The organism is Mameliella sp. CS4, assembly GCF_019392335.1.
In the GTDB taxonomy this organism is placed as follows: Bacteria; Pseudomonadota; Alphaproteobacteria; order Rhodobacterales; family Rhodobacteraceae; genus Antarctobacter.
The window spans coordinates 123111-140222 of the sequence record NZ_JAHXRQ010000011.1; the positions used below are offsets into that span (position 1 = coordinate 123111).

Annotated in this window: 13 protein-coding genes; 7 read left to right on the forward strand and 6 right to left on the reverse strand. The window is 63.3% G+C overall.

The genetic code is table 11. From position 1 onward, the window contains the following. Nucleotides 1-63: 63 nt before the first annotated feature. The 5 genes from aac(6') to KZZ07_RS14865 all read right to left on the reverse strand — a co-directional run bounded on the left by aac(6') (nucleotide 64) and on the right by KZZ07_RS14865 (nucleotide 5847). Entirely contained in the window at nucleotides 64-510 is a 447-nt protein-coding gene (gene aac(6') / locus KZZ07_RS14845) for an aminoglycoside 6'-N-acetyltransferase (protein WP_219515244.1), read from the reverse strand. A 218-nt stretch (nucleotides 511-728) separates the two neighbouring features. Continuing rightward, nucleotides 729-1283, reverse strand: coding sequence for a sarcosine oxidase subunit gamma (locus KZZ07_RS14850; RefSeq protein ID WP_219515246.1), 555 nt, complete (start codon nucleotides 1281-1283; stop codon nucleotides 729-731). A 10-nt stretch (nucleotides 1284-1293) separates the two neighbouring features. After that, nucleotides 1294-4284 (reverse strand): sarcosine oxidase subunit alpha, encoded by a 2991-nt coding sequence (locus KZZ07_RS14855; protein WP_219515248.1) that lies wholly within the window; start codon nucleotides 4282-4284, stop codon nucleotides 1294-1296. Continuing rightward, entirely contained in the window at nucleotides 4281-4583 is a 303-nt protein-coding gene (locus tag KZZ07_RS14860) for a sarcosine oxidase subunit delta (protein WP_219515250.1), read from the reverse strand. Before KZZ07_RS14860 ends, KZZ07_RS14855 begins: the two co-directional genes overlap by 4 nt. Nucleotides 4584-4593: 10 nt before the next feature. Next, nucleotides 4594-5847 carry a sarcosine oxidase subunit beta family protein gene (locus KZZ07_RS14865; RefSeq protein WP_219515251.1) on the reverse strand — a complete coding sequence of 418 codons (1254 nt, stop codon included), beginning with the start codon at nucleotides 5845-5847 and terminating at the stop codon, nucleotides 4594-4596. 95 nt (nucleotides 5848-5942) lie between these two features. Here KZZ07_RS14865 and KZZ07_RS14870 point away from each other — a divergent pair, with 95 nt between their 5' ends. The 5 genes from KZZ07_RS14870 (at nucleotide 5943) to KZZ07_RS14890 (ending at nucleotide 12612) form a co-directional block, all read left to right on the forward strand. After that, the gene (locus KZZ07_RS14870; protein WP_219515253.1) at nucleotides 5943-6995 is read left to right on the forward strand and encodes a GlxA family transcriptional regulator; all 1053 of its coding nucleotides are present in this window, start codon (nucleotides 5943-5945) and stop codon (nucleotides 6993-6995) included. Between the two features lie 177 nt (nucleotides 6996-7172). Continuing rightward, entirely contained in the window at nucleotides 7173-8414 is a 1242-nt protein-coding gene (locus KZZ07_RS14875; RefSeq protein WP_219515256.1) for an aromatic ring-hydroxylating oxygenase subunit alpha, read from the forward strand. Between the two features lie 4 nt (nucleotides 8415-8418). After that, nucleotides 8419-9504: an FAD-binding oxidoreductase gene (locus KZZ07_RS14880; RefSeq protein ID WP_219515259.1), complete on the forward strand. Its 1086-nt coding sequence runs from the start codon at nucleotides 8419-8421 to the stop codon at nucleotides 9502-9504. Nucleotides 9505-10385: 881 nt separating this feature from the next. Further along, a complete protein-coding gene (locus KZZ07_RS14885) occupies nucleotides 10386-11759 on the forward strand; it encodes an ammonium transporter (RefSeq protein WP_219515261.1) in 1374 nt (457 codons plus the stop codon). Between the two features lie 133 nt (nucleotides 11760-11892). Beyond that, nucleotides 11893-12612: a FadR/GntR family transcriptional regulator gene (locus KZZ07_RS14890; RefSeq protein WP_219515263.1), complete on the forward strand. Its 720-nt coding sequence runs from the start codon at nucleotides 11893-11895 to the stop codon at nucleotides 12610-12612. 29 nt (nucleotides 12613-12641) lie between these two features. Here the strand turns inward: KZZ07_RS14890 and KZZ07_RS14895 are convergent, their stop codons facing one another. Continuing rightward, the gene (locus KZZ07_RS14895; protein ID WP_219515304.1) at nucleotides 12642-13943 is read right to left on the reverse strand and encodes an ABC transporter substrate-binding protein; all 1302 of its coding nucleotides are present in this window, start codon (nucleotides 13941-13943) and stop codon (nucleotides 12642-12644) included. Nucleotides 13944-14109: 166 nt separating this feature from the next. Here KZZ07_RS14895 and KZZ07_RS14900 point away from each other — a divergent pair, with 166 nt between their 5' ends. Continuing rightward, entirely contained in the window at nucleotides 14110-15459 is a 1350-nt protein-coding gene (locus KZZ07_RS14900; protein WP_219515265.1) for a trimethylamine monooxygenase, read from the forward strand. A gap of 389 nt (nucleotides 15460-15848) precedes the next feature. Next, nucleotides 15849-17099, forward strand: a complete 1251-nt coding sequence (locus KZZ07_RS14905; RefSeq protein ID WP_088715354.1) for a sarcosine oxidase subunit beta family protein — start codon at nucleotides 15849-15851, stop codon at nucleotides 17097-17099. Nucleotides 17100-17112: the final 13 nt, after the last annotated feature.

Consider the following 17112-nt stretch of genomic DNA (forward strand, 5'->3'; position numbering starts at 1 on the left):
TGTCGAGGGGCAGCATGATCACGGCCCCATATATCCCCGCCCCGGCGTGGCGGAAAAGCTGGCCTACAAGCGCATTCGAAAAAAGACGACGCGTTCCGTTTCCTCGAACCCCGTCGCCGCATGGAATGCATGGCTTGTCGTGTTCGCGAGATCCGCGTCGGACCCGAGCTCGGAACATCCGATATCTCGCGCCCATGATCGGACGGCCTGCAACAACTGACCACCAAGCCCATTGCCGCGATGCGCCGCGCGCACAAAGATCCCCTCCAGGAAAGCGACGGGGATCGTTTCGCATCCATTTACGTGGTCTCGGCGCAACGCGGCCTCCGCGAAGGCACGGAGACCATTTGGACCATCTTCCTCAAGGAAGGCGATGCAACCCCCGCTGGGGCACGCAAGCATCTCTGCGATTTCGTCCCGGTGTTCGTCCAGCGGCGTATTCGGCCAAAGCAGGACCCGCAACGCGGCCCATGCTTCGACATCTGCAATGGTGGCAACCCGTATCGACATGTCCCGAGCTTGCCCGCTGTCCCGGACCTCTGCAACACATTGCCGGCCTTTGCGCCGCCTGATTTCCGAAGGTGGCCCCGTCCAGCAAGGCGGGCATGTTAAGCCATCTCGCCAAGCCATCAGAAGAACCCTGAGGATACCATGGCGGTGCACCAAAAAATGCAAAGGGCGGCCCCCGGGGCCGCCCTCTTCTGTTTCTCAGATCGCCGGTTCCCCGATCAGGCCGCCTCGGCGGCCAGTTCGCGGACACCGGTTTCCAGCAGGTGCAGCACGTGCGGCGCGAAGCTGTGCCAGACATCCATGCGGAACGCGCTTTCGCCATCGCGCCACAAGAGAACGGTCACCCCGTCAAAGTTGATCCGCCGCCCCTCGCCCACGGCAATGCTGTCGGGATTGCGGGGCATGCCCAGCGTCAGCAGATCCACGGCGCGCGGCCCGCTGATCTCGAAGGTGACCTCACGCCCCGAAACGTCGACCAGGCTGTGCGGCAGCGTGCCGTAAACCTCGTCACAGGCTGCTTGCGTGCCCGGCGCCAGCGTCTCGGGCGCCTGCAGCATCCATTCGTCGGGTCCAAGACACAGGGCCTGGGTCTCGCCCGATTGGGCGCGCTGACCTATCCGGGTGGGCAGTGTCAGCCCCAGAGCCGTGTTGAGCGGTGCAAAGTCACCGCGCACCCGCAGGGACAGTCGCGCGCACGGCGCGGCAAGACTGACCCGCGCCGCCGCGCTTTCTGCGAGGACCGAGGGCGTGAAAGAGGAAATCGGTGCGTTCATGACAGGCTCCTCAGATCTTCAGACGGGCGTTTTCGGGATCGACGAAGATCGTCGAGGTGATCTTGGCCGCGATGGTGCGGTCGGGCATCGGGATATGGACGGTCTCGCCCATCTTGTCGTGCCCACCCTCGACCAGCGCCAGCGCGATGGGACGGCCCGCCGCGTCAGAGTGATAGGAGGAAGTCACATGCCCCACCATCGTCATCGGCAGCGGCTGGTTGGGGTCGAACACGATCTGCGCGCCCTCTTCCAGCTTCGACTGGTCCTCTGACAGCAGGCCGACAAGCTGTTTGCGCCCCGGAGCCACCAGGTCAGGCCGTGCCAGCCCGCGCATGCCGACGAAGTCGGGCTTTTTCTTGCCCACGGCCCAGCCCATACCCGCGTCATAGGGCGTGACAGTGCCATCGGTGTCCTGACCGACAATGATATAGCCCTTTTCGGCCCGCAGGACGTGCATGGTTTCCGTGCCATAGGCGCAGATGTCATACTGTTGACCGGCCTCCCAGAGCGTCTCCCACAGCTTGCGGCCCATCGGTGCGGGCACGTTGACCTCGAACCCGATTTCGCCGGTAAAGCTGATGCGGAACAGTCGCGCGGGCATGCCCGCAACGGTGCATTCGACGCAGGACATGTGCGGGAAAGCCTCGTCGGTCAGATCCACACCCGCGACCAGCGAGCCAAGCAGCTTGGCGGCGTTGGGGCCGTTCAGCGCGACGGTCGACCACTGTTCGGTGGTCGAGGTCAGCCAGACGTTCAGCTCGGGCCACTCGGTCTGGAGGTAGTCCTCCATCATGTTCAGCACGCGCGCCGCGCCGCCGGTGGTGGTGGTGACGTGAAAGCAATCCTCCGACAGGCGCCCGATCACACCGTCGTCACGGATGAAGCCATCATCGCCGCAGAGCAACCCGTAGCGGCAGCGGCCCGGCGCCAGCTTGGTCCAGGGGTTGGTGTACATGCGGTTCATGAACTCGACCGCATCGGGGCCCTTGACCTCGATCTTGCCCAGCGTGGAGGCATCGAAGACGCCGAGGCTGGCCCGCGTTGCGACGCATTCGCGGCGCACGGCGGTCTCCATGTCCTCGCCCGTTTTCGGGAAGTACCAGGCGCGGCGCCACTGGCCGACCGGCTCGAACACCGCGCCGTTTTCCTCGGCCCAGCCGTCGATCTGGGTCTTGCGCGTCACCTCAAAATGTTCGCCCCGGTGATAGCCGGCGAAAGCCCCGAAAGAGGTCGGCGTATAAGGCGGCCGGAAGGTGGTCAGCCCCACCTGCGGCTGCTTTTTCCCGAGGGCGTCGGCGGCGATGTTCAACCCGTTGATGTTGGACATCTTGCCCTGATCGGTCGCCATGCCGTTGGTGGTATAGCGCTTGACGTGTTCGATCGAGCGCATGCCTTCGCGCACGGCCAGGCGCAGGTCCTTGGCGGTGACGTCGTTCTGGTAGTCGACAAAGGCCTTGGCCTTGCCCGGGCTGCGGTCGGTCGGCAGTTCCTTGTGGGTGGTGCCGGTGCCGGGCCGGTCCGCCTCGACGGCATAGGCCAGTTCGGCAGGCGCCTTGCCCAGTGCCGCGGCCACCTCACGCCCCTTTTCGGCCCCATCGTTCAGCGCCGCCTCGATGCCCCAGAGACCCCGGCTTGCGCCCGCGATCACGCAGTCCTCGGGCGTGTCCTTGGGCAGGAAGGTGGTCAGGTCGTCGTCCCAGGTGAGAGAACCCTTGGTGTGCGAGAACAGGTGCAGCGAGGGCGTCCAGCCGCCCGACATCAGCACCGCGTCGCAGGCGATGGTATAGGCCGCGCCAACCGCGTCGCCCTTGACCGGGTTCACGCGCAGGGAGTTGACCCGCAACCGCCCGGTGGTGCCGGTGGCCGTGTGCCCCAGCTTGACCTTGATGCCGCGTTCCTGCGCAGCGGCCAGCAGATCGTCGCGCACGGTGTCGCGCGTATCGACAATCGCCTGCACACGGGCGCCCGCATCGGCCAGATCGAAGGCCGCGTACCAGGCAGAGTCATGCGCGGTCAGGACAACGGGTTTCTTGCCCACCAGGACGCCGTAGCGGTTCAGGTAGGTCTGGGCGGACCCGGCCAGCATGACGCCGGGACGGTCGTTGCCGTGAAAGACCAGCGGCTTTTCCAGCGCGCCCTGCGCCAGCACGACCTGACCGGCCCGCACCCGCCACATGCGTTCGCGCGGCGTGTCCGCGGGCAGGTCGGGCAAGTGGTCGGTCAGCTTTTCGACCATGCCTATCATGTTCTGGTGGTAATAGCCGATGGCCGTGGTGCGGGTCATGACCCGGACGCCAAGCCCCTTCAGCGCCTCGATCTCGGTCGCCAGCCAGTCCCAGGCCGGTTTGCCGTCGATCTGCGTCTGGGGCTCGGACAGCAGCGTGCCGCCTGCCTCCGGGTTTTCATCGACCAGGACAACCTTCAGCCCGTCCACGGCCGCCGCGCGCGCTGCGGCAAGACCCGAAGGACCGGCACCGACGATCAGCACGTCGCAATGCAGGTAGCGCGAGGCGTAGTGGTCCGGGTCTTCCTCGGTCGGGGACACACCCAGGCCGGCAGCGGCACGGATGAAGGGCTCGTAGACCTTGTGCCAGAAATTCTTGGGCCACATGAAGGTCTTGTAGTAGAAGCCCGCCGAGAACAGCATGTAGGCGGCGTCATTGACCGCGCCGATGTCCCATTTCAGGCTTGGATACTTGTTCTGCGAGGTCGTCTCCAGCCCCTGCCAGATTTCCTGCACGGTCGCGCGGGTGTTCGGCTCGAACCGGCCCTTGCCACGGCGGGTGCCGATCAGGGCGTTGGGCTCTTCCGAGCCTGCCGCCACGGCGCCGCGCGGGCGGTGGTACTTGAACGACCGACCCATCAGGTGCACGCCATTGGCCAAGAGCGCCGAGGCGACGGTGTCGCCCTGCGCGCCCTTGTAGGACGTGCCGTCAAAGGTAAAGGTGACGGGCCGACCGGTGTCGACGCGACCCTTGCCCGCTACGCGAAACTGGCTCATTTCAGGCCCTCCGTAAGGCTGGAGAGGTCGGGGCGCGGGGCACCCGCCTTGTAGGTGGTCAGGAACTTGTCCGAGACGGTGTCGCGCACGGCGTTGAAGAACCGTCCGCAACCGTGGAAATGCCGCCAGCGTTCATAGTGCGGCCCCTTGGGGTTGGCGCGGATGAACAGGAATTCCTGCCACTGATCGTCACTCTGGCCAGAGGGATCTTCGGGGCGGATGACATGTGCCTGGCCAGCATAGGTGAACTCGGCCTCGGGCAGCGTCTCTTCGCAATAGGGGCAATGGATCAGAAGCATCTCGATATCCTCAGTGAGCCACAGCCGCAGCGGCGGCCTCGTCGATCAGGCGGCCGGTGCGGAACCGTTCCATCGTGAAAGGTGCGTTGATCGGGTGCGGTTCGTTCTTGGCCACGGTCCAGGCAAAGGTGTGCGCCGCGCCGGGCGTCGCCTTGAACCCGCCGGTGCCCCAGCCGCAGTTGACATAGAGCCCCTCGACCGGCGTCTTGGAGATGATGGCGGACCGGTCCGGCGTCACGTCCACGATGCCGCCCCATTTCCGCAGCATCCGCATGCGGTTGAAGATCGGGAAGACCTCGGTGATCGCGGCCACGGTGTGTTCGATCAGCGGCAGCCCCCCGCGCTGGGAATAGCTGGTGTACTGGTCGGTGCCCGAGCCGATGACCAGTTCGCCCTTGTCGGACTGGCTGATATAGGCGTGCACCGCGTTCGACATCACCACGCAGGGGAAGATCGGCTTGATGGGTTCAGACACCAGCGCCTGCAGCGGGTAGCTTTCCAGCGGCAGACGCACGCCTGCCGTCTCCATCACGACAGAGGTGTGCCCGGCGGCGGAGACCGCCACCTTTTTGGCCTTGATAAAGCCCTTGGCGGTTTCGACACCGGCGACGGAGCCATCGGCGTTGCGGCGGATCGCCGTCACCGGGCAATTCTGGATGATGTCGACGCCGCGCATGGCCGCGCCCCGGGCATAGCCCCAGGCCACCGCGTCATGGCGAGCGGTCCCGGCACGTTCCTGCAGCGCGCCGCCCATGACCGGGTAACGCGCGTTCTGTGCGATGTTCAGCGGCGGACAGTAGTCCTTGCACTCCTGCGTCGTCAGCCAGCGGTTGTCGACGCCGTTCAGCCGGTTGGCATGGATGTGCCGCTTGAAGCTCTGGACGTCATGCACGTTGTGCGCCAGCATCAGAACGCCGCGACGCGAATACATGACGTTGTAGTTCAGGTCCTGACTGAGGTTCTCCCACAGGTCTACCGCGTGATCGTAGAGCTTTGCGCTCTCGTCATAGAGATAGTTCGAGCGGATGATCGTGGTGTTGCGGCCGGTGTTGCCGCCCCCCAGCCATCCCTTGTCGATCACCGCGACATTGGTGATGCCGTGCTGTTTCGCCAGGTAATAGGCTGCGCCCAGACCATGACCGCCCGCGCCGACGATGATCACGTCGTACTCTTTCTTGGGCTGGCTGTCGGGCCATTGCTCGGTCCAGGCCTTGTGGCCGGTCAAGGCGTTCTTCAGCAGGCTGAAGGCACTGAAATGGGTCATGGTCGGCACCTCTGGGGAATACTGCCGTGCAGCCCTACTGGCGTCCGGCGTGTCACGTCGGTATGATTGCGCCATCCAACCTGCAGGTTTGCGCCATGCCCGAACGCACCGGATCGACACCGCCCGCCCCCGCCCCGCGCAAGCGGCTGAGCGTCGCCTTTCTGCTGGCCGACAGTTTCACCCTGTCCGCCTTCGCCAATTTCGTCGACGTACTGCGACTGGCCGCGGACGAGGCGGACATGTCGCGACCGATCCTCTGCGACTGGGCGGTCCTGTCGGACACGATGACCCCGGTCCGGTCCAGTTGCGGCGTGCGCGTCACCCCGGACACCTCGCTGCGACGGGCGGGTCGGTTCGACTATATCGTGGTTGTCGGCGGGGTGATGAGCGACAAACCCGCGCTGAGCCGGGCGGAAAACGCGTTTCTGATCGCACAGGCCGAGGCCGGTACGCCTGTGGTGGGCCTGTGTACCGGGGTTTTCCTACTGCACGAGGCCGGGTTGCTAGACGGCTACCGGTGTTGCGTCAGCTGGTTCCACCACCAGGATTTCGTCAACCGCTTCGACGCGGTACAGCCGGTCTCTGACCAGATCTTTGTCGTCGACCGGGACCGGCTGACCTGTTCGGGCGGGCATGGTTCGGCGCATCTGGCCGCCTTCCTTGTCTCACGCCATGTCGGGCAGTCCGCTGCGATCAAGAGCCTCAACATCATGATGATCGACGAGGCCCTGCGCGGGGACGAGGCGCAGCCCGGCCAGCAGACGGCACGCACGCCAAAGGACGATCTGGTGAAACGGGCGATCCTGCGCATGCAGCAGAACATCGAGGTGCCGCTGTCGATTTCCGCCCTCGCCCGGCAGCTGGGGGTTGGCAGGCGGACGCTGGAACGCCGGGTCCTGGCCGATCTGGGACAGCCGCCCTCGAAGGTCTACCTGGATATCCGGCTGGACCGCGCCTTGCAGAAACTGCGCGGCACGGATGATCCCGTGGCCGAGATCGGGCTGGCCACCGGGTTCTGCGACGGCACCCACCTGGCGCGTGTGCTGAAGGCGGAACGGGGTTTTGCCCCGGGCGAATACCGCAAGGCCCAGGCCACCCCGCAAGAGGATCTGCCCGCCGTCGGCATCCTGCTGAATCCGCGGGGCTGACCGCCTCCGGTCGCAAATTCGATATGCAGAGTCGCAATTCTCGACGTGGCGGAAACCGCCTCGTGCGATTGCGGGGAAAGAGGCACGGGGGCGGTCCGCCGACTCGCCGACCTTATCGACATTGCAACGCGACCACTCTCCCGCCGCAGGGCGGGCACACAGCAGAAAAGGTGCCGAATGCTGCGCGAATCCGATGTTCTTTCGACGTTGATGCGCCGAAAGCCCGACTACTCCCTCGCACAGGAGCTGTATTGCGATCCGGGCGTGTTCCAGGCCGACATGGACCGCATCTGGTACCGTGAATGGCTCTTTGCGATCCCTTCGTGCGAGATCCCCAAGCCCGGCAACTACATCGTGCATGAGATCGGCGCCTATTCGGTCGTGATCGTGCGCGGCAACGACGGCGAAATCCGTGCCTTCCACAACTCGTGCCGACACCGCGGATCTGTTCTGTGCAAGACCAAGAAGGGCACCGGACCCAAGCTGGTCTGCCCTTACCACCAGTGGACCTACGAGCTGGACGGGCGCCTGCTCTGGGCACGCGACATGGGTCCCGATTTCGACGCCTCGAAACACGGGCTGAAGCAGGTGCACTGCCGCAACCTGTCGGGCATGGTCTATATCTGCCTCGCCGACAACGCCCCCGCCATCGACGAACTGGCCGCGGAAACCGCGCGCTACCTGGCGCCGCACGATCTTGAGAATTCCAAGGTCGCTTATGAAAGCACCATCGTCGAGCTGGGCAACTGGAAGCTGGTCTGGGAAAACAACCGCGAGTGTTACCATTGCTCGGGCAACCACCCCTCGCTGTGCCGGACCTTCCCCGAGGACCCCCGCGCCATCGGCAACGAGGAAAGCGGCGAACTCTCCAGCCTGCAGAAAGAGCACAGAGACCGCTGCGAGGCGGCGGGCGCGCCATCGGCCTTCAAGATGTCGGGGCTGGGCGACTGGCGCTTCGTCCGCACGCCGCTGTTGGACGCCGGCGAAAGCTATACGATGGACGGCAAAGTCGCCGTGACGAAACCCAACTCTAACCTGCCCTTCCGGAACGCCGGATCGCTGCTGAAGTTCAAGTATCCCGCCACCTGGAACCACTTCCTGTCCGATCACGTCCTGCTGTTCCGTGTCACACCGATCAGCGCGACGGAAACCGAGGTCTGCACCAAGTGGCTGGTCCACAAGGATGCGGTCGAAGGCCAGGACTACGATCTCAAGCGCCTGACAGAGGTCTGGATCGCGACCAACTACGAGGACCGCGAGGTGGTGGAGAACAACCAGCGCGGCATTCTCTCGCCCGCCTATGACCCCGGCCCCTATTCGCCGACCCACGAAGGCGGCAACATCCAGTTCGTCGACTGGTACGCCAACACGATGATCCGCGCGATCACCGGCGGCGTCACCCCGATCGCGGCGGAGTAAGGACATGGGACTGGACATGGACCTCACCGCCTCGGCGGATGACGGAATCTGGACCGACGCAGAGCCGTTGATCTGCTGTGCGGTCGTGCCCGAGGCACCGAACACGGCGACCTTCAGCTTCGTCGCCCCCTCGGGCGCGCAGTTCAGCTATGATCCGGGGCAGTTCCTGACGCTGGAACTGCCGGTTCCCGGTGGCACGGTCTGGAACACCTACACGATCTCCTCCTCGCCGTCGCGGCCGCTGACCATCGCGGTCACGGTCAAGGCGCAGGCGGGCAGTGTCGGCACACGCTGGATGCTGGACCACCTGCAACCGGGGATGAAGATCAAGGCAATCGGCCCCGCTGGCATCTTTTCCTTGCCGCGCAAGGAGCAGAAGAAATACCTGTTCATCTCCGCCGGGTCCGGCATCACGCCCTCGCTGTCGATGACCACCTATCTCTACGACCGTGGCACCAACATCGATGTCACCTTTGTGCATTGCGCCCACCGCCCGCAAGACATCATCGCGCGTCAGCGGCTGGAACAGATGGCGTCGCGCGTGCCGTCGCTCAAGCTGTTTTTCATCGTCGAGGAGGATGACCCCTACCGGGTCTGGACCGGGCTGCGCGGGCGGCTGAACCAGCTGATGATCGGCCTGATCGCGGGCGATTACCTGGAGCGTGAGATCTATTGCTGCGGGCCAGAGCCCTTCATGAACGCCGTGCGCGAAATGCTGATCGCGCTTGGCTGCGACATGGATCACTACCACCAGGAAAGCTTTACCGCGCCGGTCAAGGAAGAAGAGCAGCTGCCCGAGCATGACGACGTCATCCCGGACGAGGAGGCCAGCGCAAGCATCGCCTTCGCCCGCTCCGAGGTCACGGCGGATTGCACCGAAACGGATACAGTCCTGGCTGTCGCCCGTGGCGCCGGGATCGTCATCCCGTCGGGCTGTACCTTTGGCGTTTGCGGAACCTGCAAGGTCAGGAAGACCTCTGGCGACGTGCACATGGTCCACAACGGCGGCATCTCCGAGGACGACATCGAGGAGGGTTATATCCTCGCCTGCTGTTCCAAGCCCATCGGCGCCGTCGAACTGGACGTCTGATACGCGTCGGCCCGCCCCGGCGGGCCGGCGCCGCTTGACGTAAGCAACGCTTCCGACTTTTGGCACGATCTTCTCGATTCAGAGGAGATCCCCCGGTGCCCCAGCTCTTGCCCCGCCAGCCTGCCCGGTCCGGAGGATTTGGAAACTCCGGAAACCTTGCGCGGGTCTTCCGGAGGGCTTTCGGCATCACGCCCATGATGCAGCGCGGGGTCGGTGCCAGACCAGCAAAACGGCCGCCCGATCATGATTCTCTGGCGGCTTGCAGATGGCTGGACAGGCCGCCGGGCGGCCTGCAAACCGGTCGCAGACAGGGGCTGGCACAACCAATAGCGGTGCCGGGGCCCGTTTTTCCGGCAAACCGCCCCCGTTCCGCGCACCAATAATACGCCAACCTCTGAACCTGGGGCTGTGAACGGTTTCCTACCGGCAAATCCCTGTTTTTCGGCACATCTTTGGCAACCAGTCAGCCGTCTCTCGCCGGGCGCCCAGTGCGAAATGGCACCTTTCGACCCTCCCACCTGGACCAGAAGCGCCACCGAATGGACCAATTTTCTGATGGGCGGCGAAGCTGCTGACTATTCAGGCATAGTCTTGTAACATACTATATTATATTGTTATTTTATGTATTTGATGCATTGAAGCCCGGCAATTTCCACCAAGCCCACCACCCCATGTTAGAAAATTTGTTTCTCTTGGGTGAATGTTTTGTTTGAAAAGTGCCAATTTTCCGTCATCATATCGACAGGTCCATCCAACCGCAAATGTGGTTCAAAATGGTTCCAAGCTCGCTGGCATTGGTCTTCCGTCGTGTTTTTCGGTGTCAGCCAAGTGAGCCGGCCAAGAAAGACCGGAACAAGACATAGTCCAAGAGGGAAGACGAAATGTCACTCGACGTAAGCGCAATATACGCCGAACAAGTCACACTGAATTCACTGGTCCAGAACGTTCTTTACGCCTCTGGCACGGTGGGGGCGATCCTGGTCGTCGTGGGGCTGTTGCTGATCGACGCGGGCACCGCCCGGCGCAAGAACCTGTTCAACTCCACCATTGAAAAAACCCTGGGCTTCTTCCTGGGGTTCGCCACCTACTATGTGATCGGCTTCGGCCTCTGGGCGGCGCAGTATTACATCATGGTCGAAGGCACCATGATGGATTCCATCAAGGATTGGTGGATCGGCGGCGCCATGACCAACGTGCACGCCCATGACGTCGACCCCGCGGTCTTTCCGGGGCTGAACACCTTCCAGATCTTCATCTTCTTCCTGGCGGTCTTCGCGGGGATCATCAACATCCTGCTGCATTTCTCGGTCTCCGAGCGGATGAAGCCGTCGGCCTATTACATCACCTGCGTGGTCGCCACCGTGGTCTCCTCGGGGCTGAGCTTTGCGACTTGGGGATCGGTCGGTCCGCTGACCAACATGGGTTTCCACGACTTCTTTGGCGTGGGCTTCGTCTACATGTTCCCGGCGGGCATGCTGCTGGTCTTCACCCCGATGCTGGGCAAGCGCCCCGGCATGATGGAACCGCACCCGCGCGTGTCGGCCTACCTGGCGCCCAGCATCGGCCTGTGCGCGCCCGGCCTGCTGATGATCTTTGCCGGCCTGCCGATGGTCATCCTGTCCTGCCTGTTCTTCTTCGATCCCGAGGCCCTGGCGGTCAGCGTGACGATGGCGGAGACCAGCGTCGGCGTGGCCCTGAACAACTACGCCCTAGTCTGGGCGGGTGGCGCGATCACCGGCATGATCCTGGCCTACAAGTCGGGCAACTACGCCTACACCCTGCTGGGTCCGCTTGCGGGCTACGTCGCGGGCGCCTCGGGCTTTGACGTCTACATGCCCTGGCAGGCCTTCCTCCTCGGCCTTGCTGCACCGTTCGCCGCCTACATCGTCTACGAGTTCACGCTCAAGCGCGGCATCGACGAGCACAAGCTGTTCCCACTCTTCATTGGCGCCGGTTCGCTGGGCATGATCAGCCTGGGCCTGTTCAAGGCGGGCACCCCGCGCGGCGGCTACCTGGGCATCGAGGAAGGTGCTTATGCCTTCCAGCACGGTGAGATTTCGCTGGTGATGCAGCTTGTCGGCATCGTGACATGCCTTGGCACCGGCGCGGTGACCGCTCTGATCCTGTCGGTGATCCTCAAGGCCACCGTCGGGTTGCGGATCGACGATGAAGACCAGATCGACGGCCTGGACAAGCTTTACTGGGATCTGGAACCGGATGTCGTCACCCATGCGGACAATGTCCCGCGCGGCTGACGCCATACCCCCAAGGAAAGGCCCCGGACGTCGCGCCGGGGCCTTTTTTGCATTCGACGCAGCTTGTGCCGGGTTGAACCCATGTCATACCATGCTGCACAAGCACAGCCGGACAGCCCCGACGGACAAACAGATGCCGAACACCAGAAATGCCGAAGTCACCCCCGATCACACCATCGGGGAAACCGTGCGCATCGTGGTCGACAAACTCCTGGTGCGCATCCAGTCAGGGGAATACCCGCCCGACTCGCGCCTGCCCAGCGAGCGCGCGCTCGCTGCGGAACTGGGCGTGTCGCGCAACACCGTGCGCGAGGCGCTGGACGTGCTGGAAAGCCGTGAGCTGATCCGCCGCCGGCAGGGCAGCGGCAGCTTTGTCACCTACCAGTCGCATCGCGCCGAGGCACCGATGCCCGGATCGGTCGGCGAGCGCACCAGCCCGCTGGACCATTTGATCGTCCGATCAATCATCGAACCGGAAATGACCCGCATGGCGGTGATGAACATGACCCCCAAGGATCTTGACGGGCTGGCGCAGGTGGTGGCCCAGATCGAGACGGTGCGCACCGACCTCAACGAATTCATCCGTTGCGAGGAAGAGTTCTACCGCTCGATCGCGCGGGCCACCCGCAACCCCCTGCTCGAGGCCTGCTACGAGCTGACAATCGAGGTCTGCCGCCAGAGCTTTCGCACCGCGCTGATGCGCAAACACCTGACGCCCGGACGAATCCAAAGCTATCAGTCGCGGTTCAACTCTCTGTTCAACGCCATCGCCACGCGCGACGTCGAAGCGGCGGTCGAGATCACCAAGCTGCACCTTGTGGAAGAACAAAAGCTGTTCCTGCACGAGGGCTGACCCCGGCGCCGCGCCGGGTCCCTGCCCTGTCAGTCGATGATCTCGCGCGCCGTCAGGCCGGTCTGGTGTTCGCCCATTTCGACCCGTTGTTGCCAGAGCTGTCCGACTCTGCCCATGTGATCACGAAGCAACTCTTCGTGCCGGTCCAGCCAGTCGGGGACCGAGAGAAACTCGGCGATCCGGGCGCGGCCTTCACGCAGATGCACCACGGGCCAGTCACCGATCAGCGCGTTGTCGATGCCGAACATGTGCTCGCCCCACCAGCGCGCGGGGCCAAAGGCATGGGTGACGGGCTCCATCTGTTTCATCGTGGTCAGGACAGAGACCGGGTTCACCGAGGCGACCTTTTCCACCGCGGCGTGCCAGATTTCCAGGATGGCGACATATTCCCAGCTCACCGCGCTCCATGTGCCGGGATAGCGGGCGTTGTATTCCTTGAAGAAGGCGCTCGGCTTGTTGAAAAAGAAGGCCTTGCGCGCCAGCTTGGGGTCGTCGAAGTCCGGGAACTGGAACAGCGTGCCCTCCATGAACGTCTCGGACGTGCGGGCGACGATGCGTTCGTAGTTGTCCAGCGTGCAGGACAGGATGCGCCCCTTGAACCCCTGTTCGTAGGCGTATTCCGTCATCGCGTGCACCATCGGCGTGTAGCTCGTGCACCAGCACAGGACGTCCGGCTCCGCCGCCAGCATCGGCCCGACGATTTCAGCCACGTCGGTCTGTTCGGGATCGTACTGGATGTCCTTGACCACCGGCAGGCCCTCCGCCTCGAACGCCGCGCGATAGGTGGCGGTCGACGGCAGGCCAAGCGCGTCTTTCTGGCTGCACATGGCAATGCGGCGGCGGTGCGGTTCGTTCCGGGCCAGCCACTCGACCCCGGTCACGTTGTAGACCGGGTGCACCTCTGACGGCGCAATCAGATAGCGCGTGTCCGGCGACAGGTCGCTGGGCAAGAGCGTCGAGGTCAGGACCCGGTTTTCCGTCAGGAAGTTGCGCAGCGGGGTAAAGGTATCCCCGCCCAGCATCATCAGCAGCTTGACCTGCTCGCTCAGAACAAGGTGGCGCGCGCCCTCCATCGCCCGTTCGGGTTCGTAGCCGCAGTCGAAGGGAACGATTCGCAACGGGTACCTGCGGCCGCCGATCAGGATGCCACCCGCCTTGTTCAACCATTCAGCCCAAAGTTGCACCCCGTTGAGCCCCGGCAAGCCCCAGGAACTGACCGGACCGCTCAAAGGGGCCAGAAAACCGATGCTGACAGGCTCGGTCATGCCCACCCTGTCAGAGGGGAACATGGATGTGACAGCGATACGATGAGCGAAGCTGGAGTTGAGCATACCAATTGCTACCACTCAAACCGCCTATCTCAAAACATGATTTTCTTTATCTCACGGGAAATTTGTTGCCTAAGGTGAAAAATTATTGACAGGAGGCAGGATCAATGGCCACATTTGGTTCAACCAAAAAGAACCAATTGATGCCTATCATACATGGGAGACAGACATGACAAAGAAACGCGTCGCGATCATCGGAGCGGGCCCGTCCGGACTGGCCCAGCTTCGTGCGTTCCAGTCAGCCGCGGACAAGGGTGAAGAGATTCCCGAGGTCGTGTGCTTTGACAAACAGGACAACTGGGGCGGGCTGTGGAACTACACCTGGCGGACCGGGCTGGACGAAAACGGCGAGCCGGTTCACTGCTCGATGTATCGTTACCTGTGGTCCAACGGCCCGAAGGAAGGTCTTGAATTCGCGGACTATTCCTTTGAGGAACACTTCGGTAAGCAGATCGCGTCCTATCCGCCGCGCGCCGTCCTGTTCGACTATATCGAAGGCCGCGTGCAGAAGGCCGGCGTGCGGGACTGGATCCGCTTCAATTCCGCCGTGCGCTGGGTCAGCTATGATGATGACACGGGCAAGTTCACCGTGACGGTCCATGACCACGCAAAAGACCACGTCTACTCCGAAGACTTCGACCACGTGATCTGTGCGTCGGGCCACTTCTCGACACCGAACGTGCCCTACTACGAAGGCTTCGAATCATTCAACGGCCGCCTCGTGCACGCGCACGACTTCCGCGACGCGCGCGAATTCTCTGGCAAGGACATCCTCGTGGTCGGCGCGTCCTATTCGGCCGAGGACATTGGTTCGCAGTGCTGGAAATATGGCGCCAAGTCGATCACGTCCTGCTACCGCAGCGCCCCGATGGGCTTCAAATGGCCCGACAACTGGGAAGAAAAGCCGGCGATGGAGAAGGTCAGCGGCAACACCGTCTACTTCTCGGACGGCACGACGCGCGACGTCGACGCGATCATCCTCTGCACCGGCTACAAGCACTACTTCAACTTCCTGCCGGACGACCTGCGCCTGAAAACCGCCAACCGCCTGGCCACCGCCGACCTCTACAAAGGCGTGGTCTACGTCCCCAATCCCAAGATGTTCTACCTTGGCATGCAGGACCAGTGGTTCACCTTCAACATGTTCGACGCGCAGGCCTGGTGGGTGCGTGACGCGATCCTCGGCAAGATCGACCTGTCCAAGGTCTCGAAAGAAGAGATGCAGGCCGATGTGAAGGAACGCGAAGCTCGCGAAGAGGCGGATGACGACGTGAAATACGCGATCCGCTACCAGGCCGACTACATCGAGGAACTGGTGGCCGAAACCGACTACCCGAGCTTCGACATCGACGGTGCCTGCCAGGCTTTCTACGAGTGGAAGAAGCACAAGGCAGAGGACATCATGGGCTTCCGCAACAACCGCTACAAGTCGGTGATGACCGGAACGATGGCGCCCGTGCACCATACGCCCTGGAAAGACGCGCTGGACGACAGCATGGAAGTCTACCTGCGCAACTGATCCGAATGGCGTCCGGGGCATCACGCCCCGGACCCACCTGCGGCACGCGGCGCCTTTCGCTCCCGTCGCGACTGACCGCAGCCCCCTTTGCCGGGATCACAACGGGCCCTGCCCCGCGTGGTCCCGGCATTTTCATGTCCGATTTCCCGCCTCCCGGTCACACCGAAATGCCCGCGACATGTGCGCAGGGCAGCGGAAGAACATTTCACAGTCTATTTTCGCAATTTTTGCACCAGCAGGAATAATAAATTCCCTACGGGGTCACCTCCAACTGGCACTTCCGGCTGCACTTTTAAGGCTGGATGTCCGATTTGCGCCCATTTCTGTCTGATCGGGGCAGCGACTCGCAGCAAAGTATGGCCGAAGATGGGACAAAGGAGTCCGAATCTATGCACTACTCAGGGTTCAAGGTCATCAAGGAAGCGCTCACCGGACATCGCGGCTGGGGTCCGGCCTGGCGCGATGCCACGCCAAAGGCGCAGTATGACTATGTCATCATCGGCGGCGGCGGGCACGGCCTCGCCACGGCTTACTATCTGGCCAAGGAGTTCAAGCAGGCCCGTATCGCGGTGCTTGAAAAGGGCTGGATCGGCGGCGGCAACGTGGGCCGGAACACCACGATCATCCGCTCCAACTACCTGCTGGACGGAAACGAGCCCTTCTACGAGTTCTCACTGAAGCTTTGGGAAGGACTGGAGCAGGACCTGAACTACAACGCGATGGTCAGCCAGCGCGGCATCCTCAACCTGATCCACTCGGACGCACAGCGCGACGCCTTCATCCGGCGTGGCAATGCAATGATCCTGAACGGTGCGGATGCCGAACTGCTGAGCACAGCCCAGATCGTCGAGCGCTACCCCTTCCTGAACGTGAACAACGCGCGGTTCCCGATCAAGGGCGGGCTTGCGCAGCATCGCGGCGGCACGGTCCGCCACGACGCGGTGGCCTGGGGCTATGCCCGCGCCGCCGACCGGCGCGGCGTCGACATCATCCAGAACTGTGAAGTCACCGGCTTCCGGATCGAGAATGGCACCTGCAAGGGTGTCGAGACCTCGCGCGGGTTCATCGGCGCGGGCAAGGTCGCTTCCTGTGTCGCGGGCTCCTCCTCGCGGCTGATGGAGAAGGCCGGGATGCGGCTTCCGATCGAAAGCCATGTCCTGCAGGCCTTCGTGTCCGAAGGTTTGAAACCCCTCCTCCCCGGGGTGATAACCTTCGGCGCCGGCCACTTCTATTGCAGCCAGTCCGACAAGGGCGGGCTGGTCTTCGGCGGCGACCTGGACGGCTACAACTCCTACGCGCAGCGCGGCAACCTGCCGGTGGTCGAGGACGTCTGCGAGGGCGGCATGGCGATCTTCCCCAACCTGGGCCGCGCGCGCCTTCTTCGGATGTGGGGCGGCATCATGGACATGTCGATGGACGGCTCGCCGATCATCGACCGCACCCATATCGACGGGCTCTATTTCAACGGGGGCTGGTGTTACGGCGGCTTCAAGGCCACGCCGGCCTCGGGCTTTGCCTATGCGCACCTGCTGGCCACCGACACCCCGCACAAGACCGCCACAGCCTATCGTTTCGATCGTTTCGCCACGGGCCACATGATCGACGAAAAGGGCATGGGCAACCAGCCCAACCTGCACTGAGCGAGGACCGGAC

Excerpts from the sequence above, each read along its gene's own strand:
- KZZ07_RS14850 (WP_219515246.1), bottom strand. The coding sequence starts at position 1,283 with ATGAACGCACCGATTTCCTCTTTCACGCCCTCGGTCCTCGCAGAAAGC.
- KZZ07_RS14855 (WP_219515248.1), bottom strand. The coding sequence starts at position 4,284 with ATGAGCCAGTTTCGCGTAGCGGGCAAGGGTCGCGTCGACACCGGTCGG.
- KZZ07_RS14860 (WP_219515250.1), bottom strand. The coding sequence starts at position 4,583 with ATGCTTCTGATCCATTGCCCCTATTGCGAAGAGACGCTGCCCGAGGCC.
- KZZ07_RS14865 (WP_219515251.1), bottom strand. The coding sequence starts at position 5,847 with ATGACCCATTTCAGTGCCTTCAGCCTGCTGAAGAACGCCTTGACCGGC.
- KZZ07_RS14870 (WP_219515253.1), top strand. The coding sequence starts at position 5,943 with ATGCCCGAACGCACCGGATCGACACCGCCCGCCCCCGCCCCGCGCAAG.
- KZZ07_RS14875 (WP_219515256.1), top strand. The coding sequence starts at position 7,173 with ATGCTGCGCGAATCCGATGTTCTTTCGACGTTGATGCGCCGAAAGCCC.
- KZZ07_RS14880 (WP_219515259.1), top strand. The coding sequence starts at position 8,419 with ATGGGACTGGACATGGACCTCACCGCCTCGGCGGATGACGGAATCTGG.
- KZZ07_RS14885 (WP_219515261.1), top strand. The coding sequence starts at position 10,386 with ATGTCACTCGACGTAAGCGCAATATACGCCGAACAAGTCACACTGAAT.
- KZZ07_RS14890 (WP_219515263.1), top strand. The coding sequence starts at position 11,893 with ATGCCGAACACCAGAAATGCCGAAGTCACCCCCGATCACACCATCGGG.
- KZZ07_RS14895 (WP_219515304.1), bottom strand. The coding sequence starts at position 13,943 with ATGCTCAACTCCAGCTTCGCTCATCGTATCGCTGTCACATCCATGTTC.
- KZZ07_RS14900 (WP_219515265.1), top strand. The coding sequence starts at position 14,110 with ATGACAAAGAAACGCGTCGCGATCATCGGAGCGGGCCCGTCCGGACTG.
- KZZ07_RS14905 (WP_088715354.1), top strand. The coding sequence starts at position 15,849 with ATGCACTACTCAGGGTTCAAGGTCATCAAGGAAGCGCTCACCGGACAT.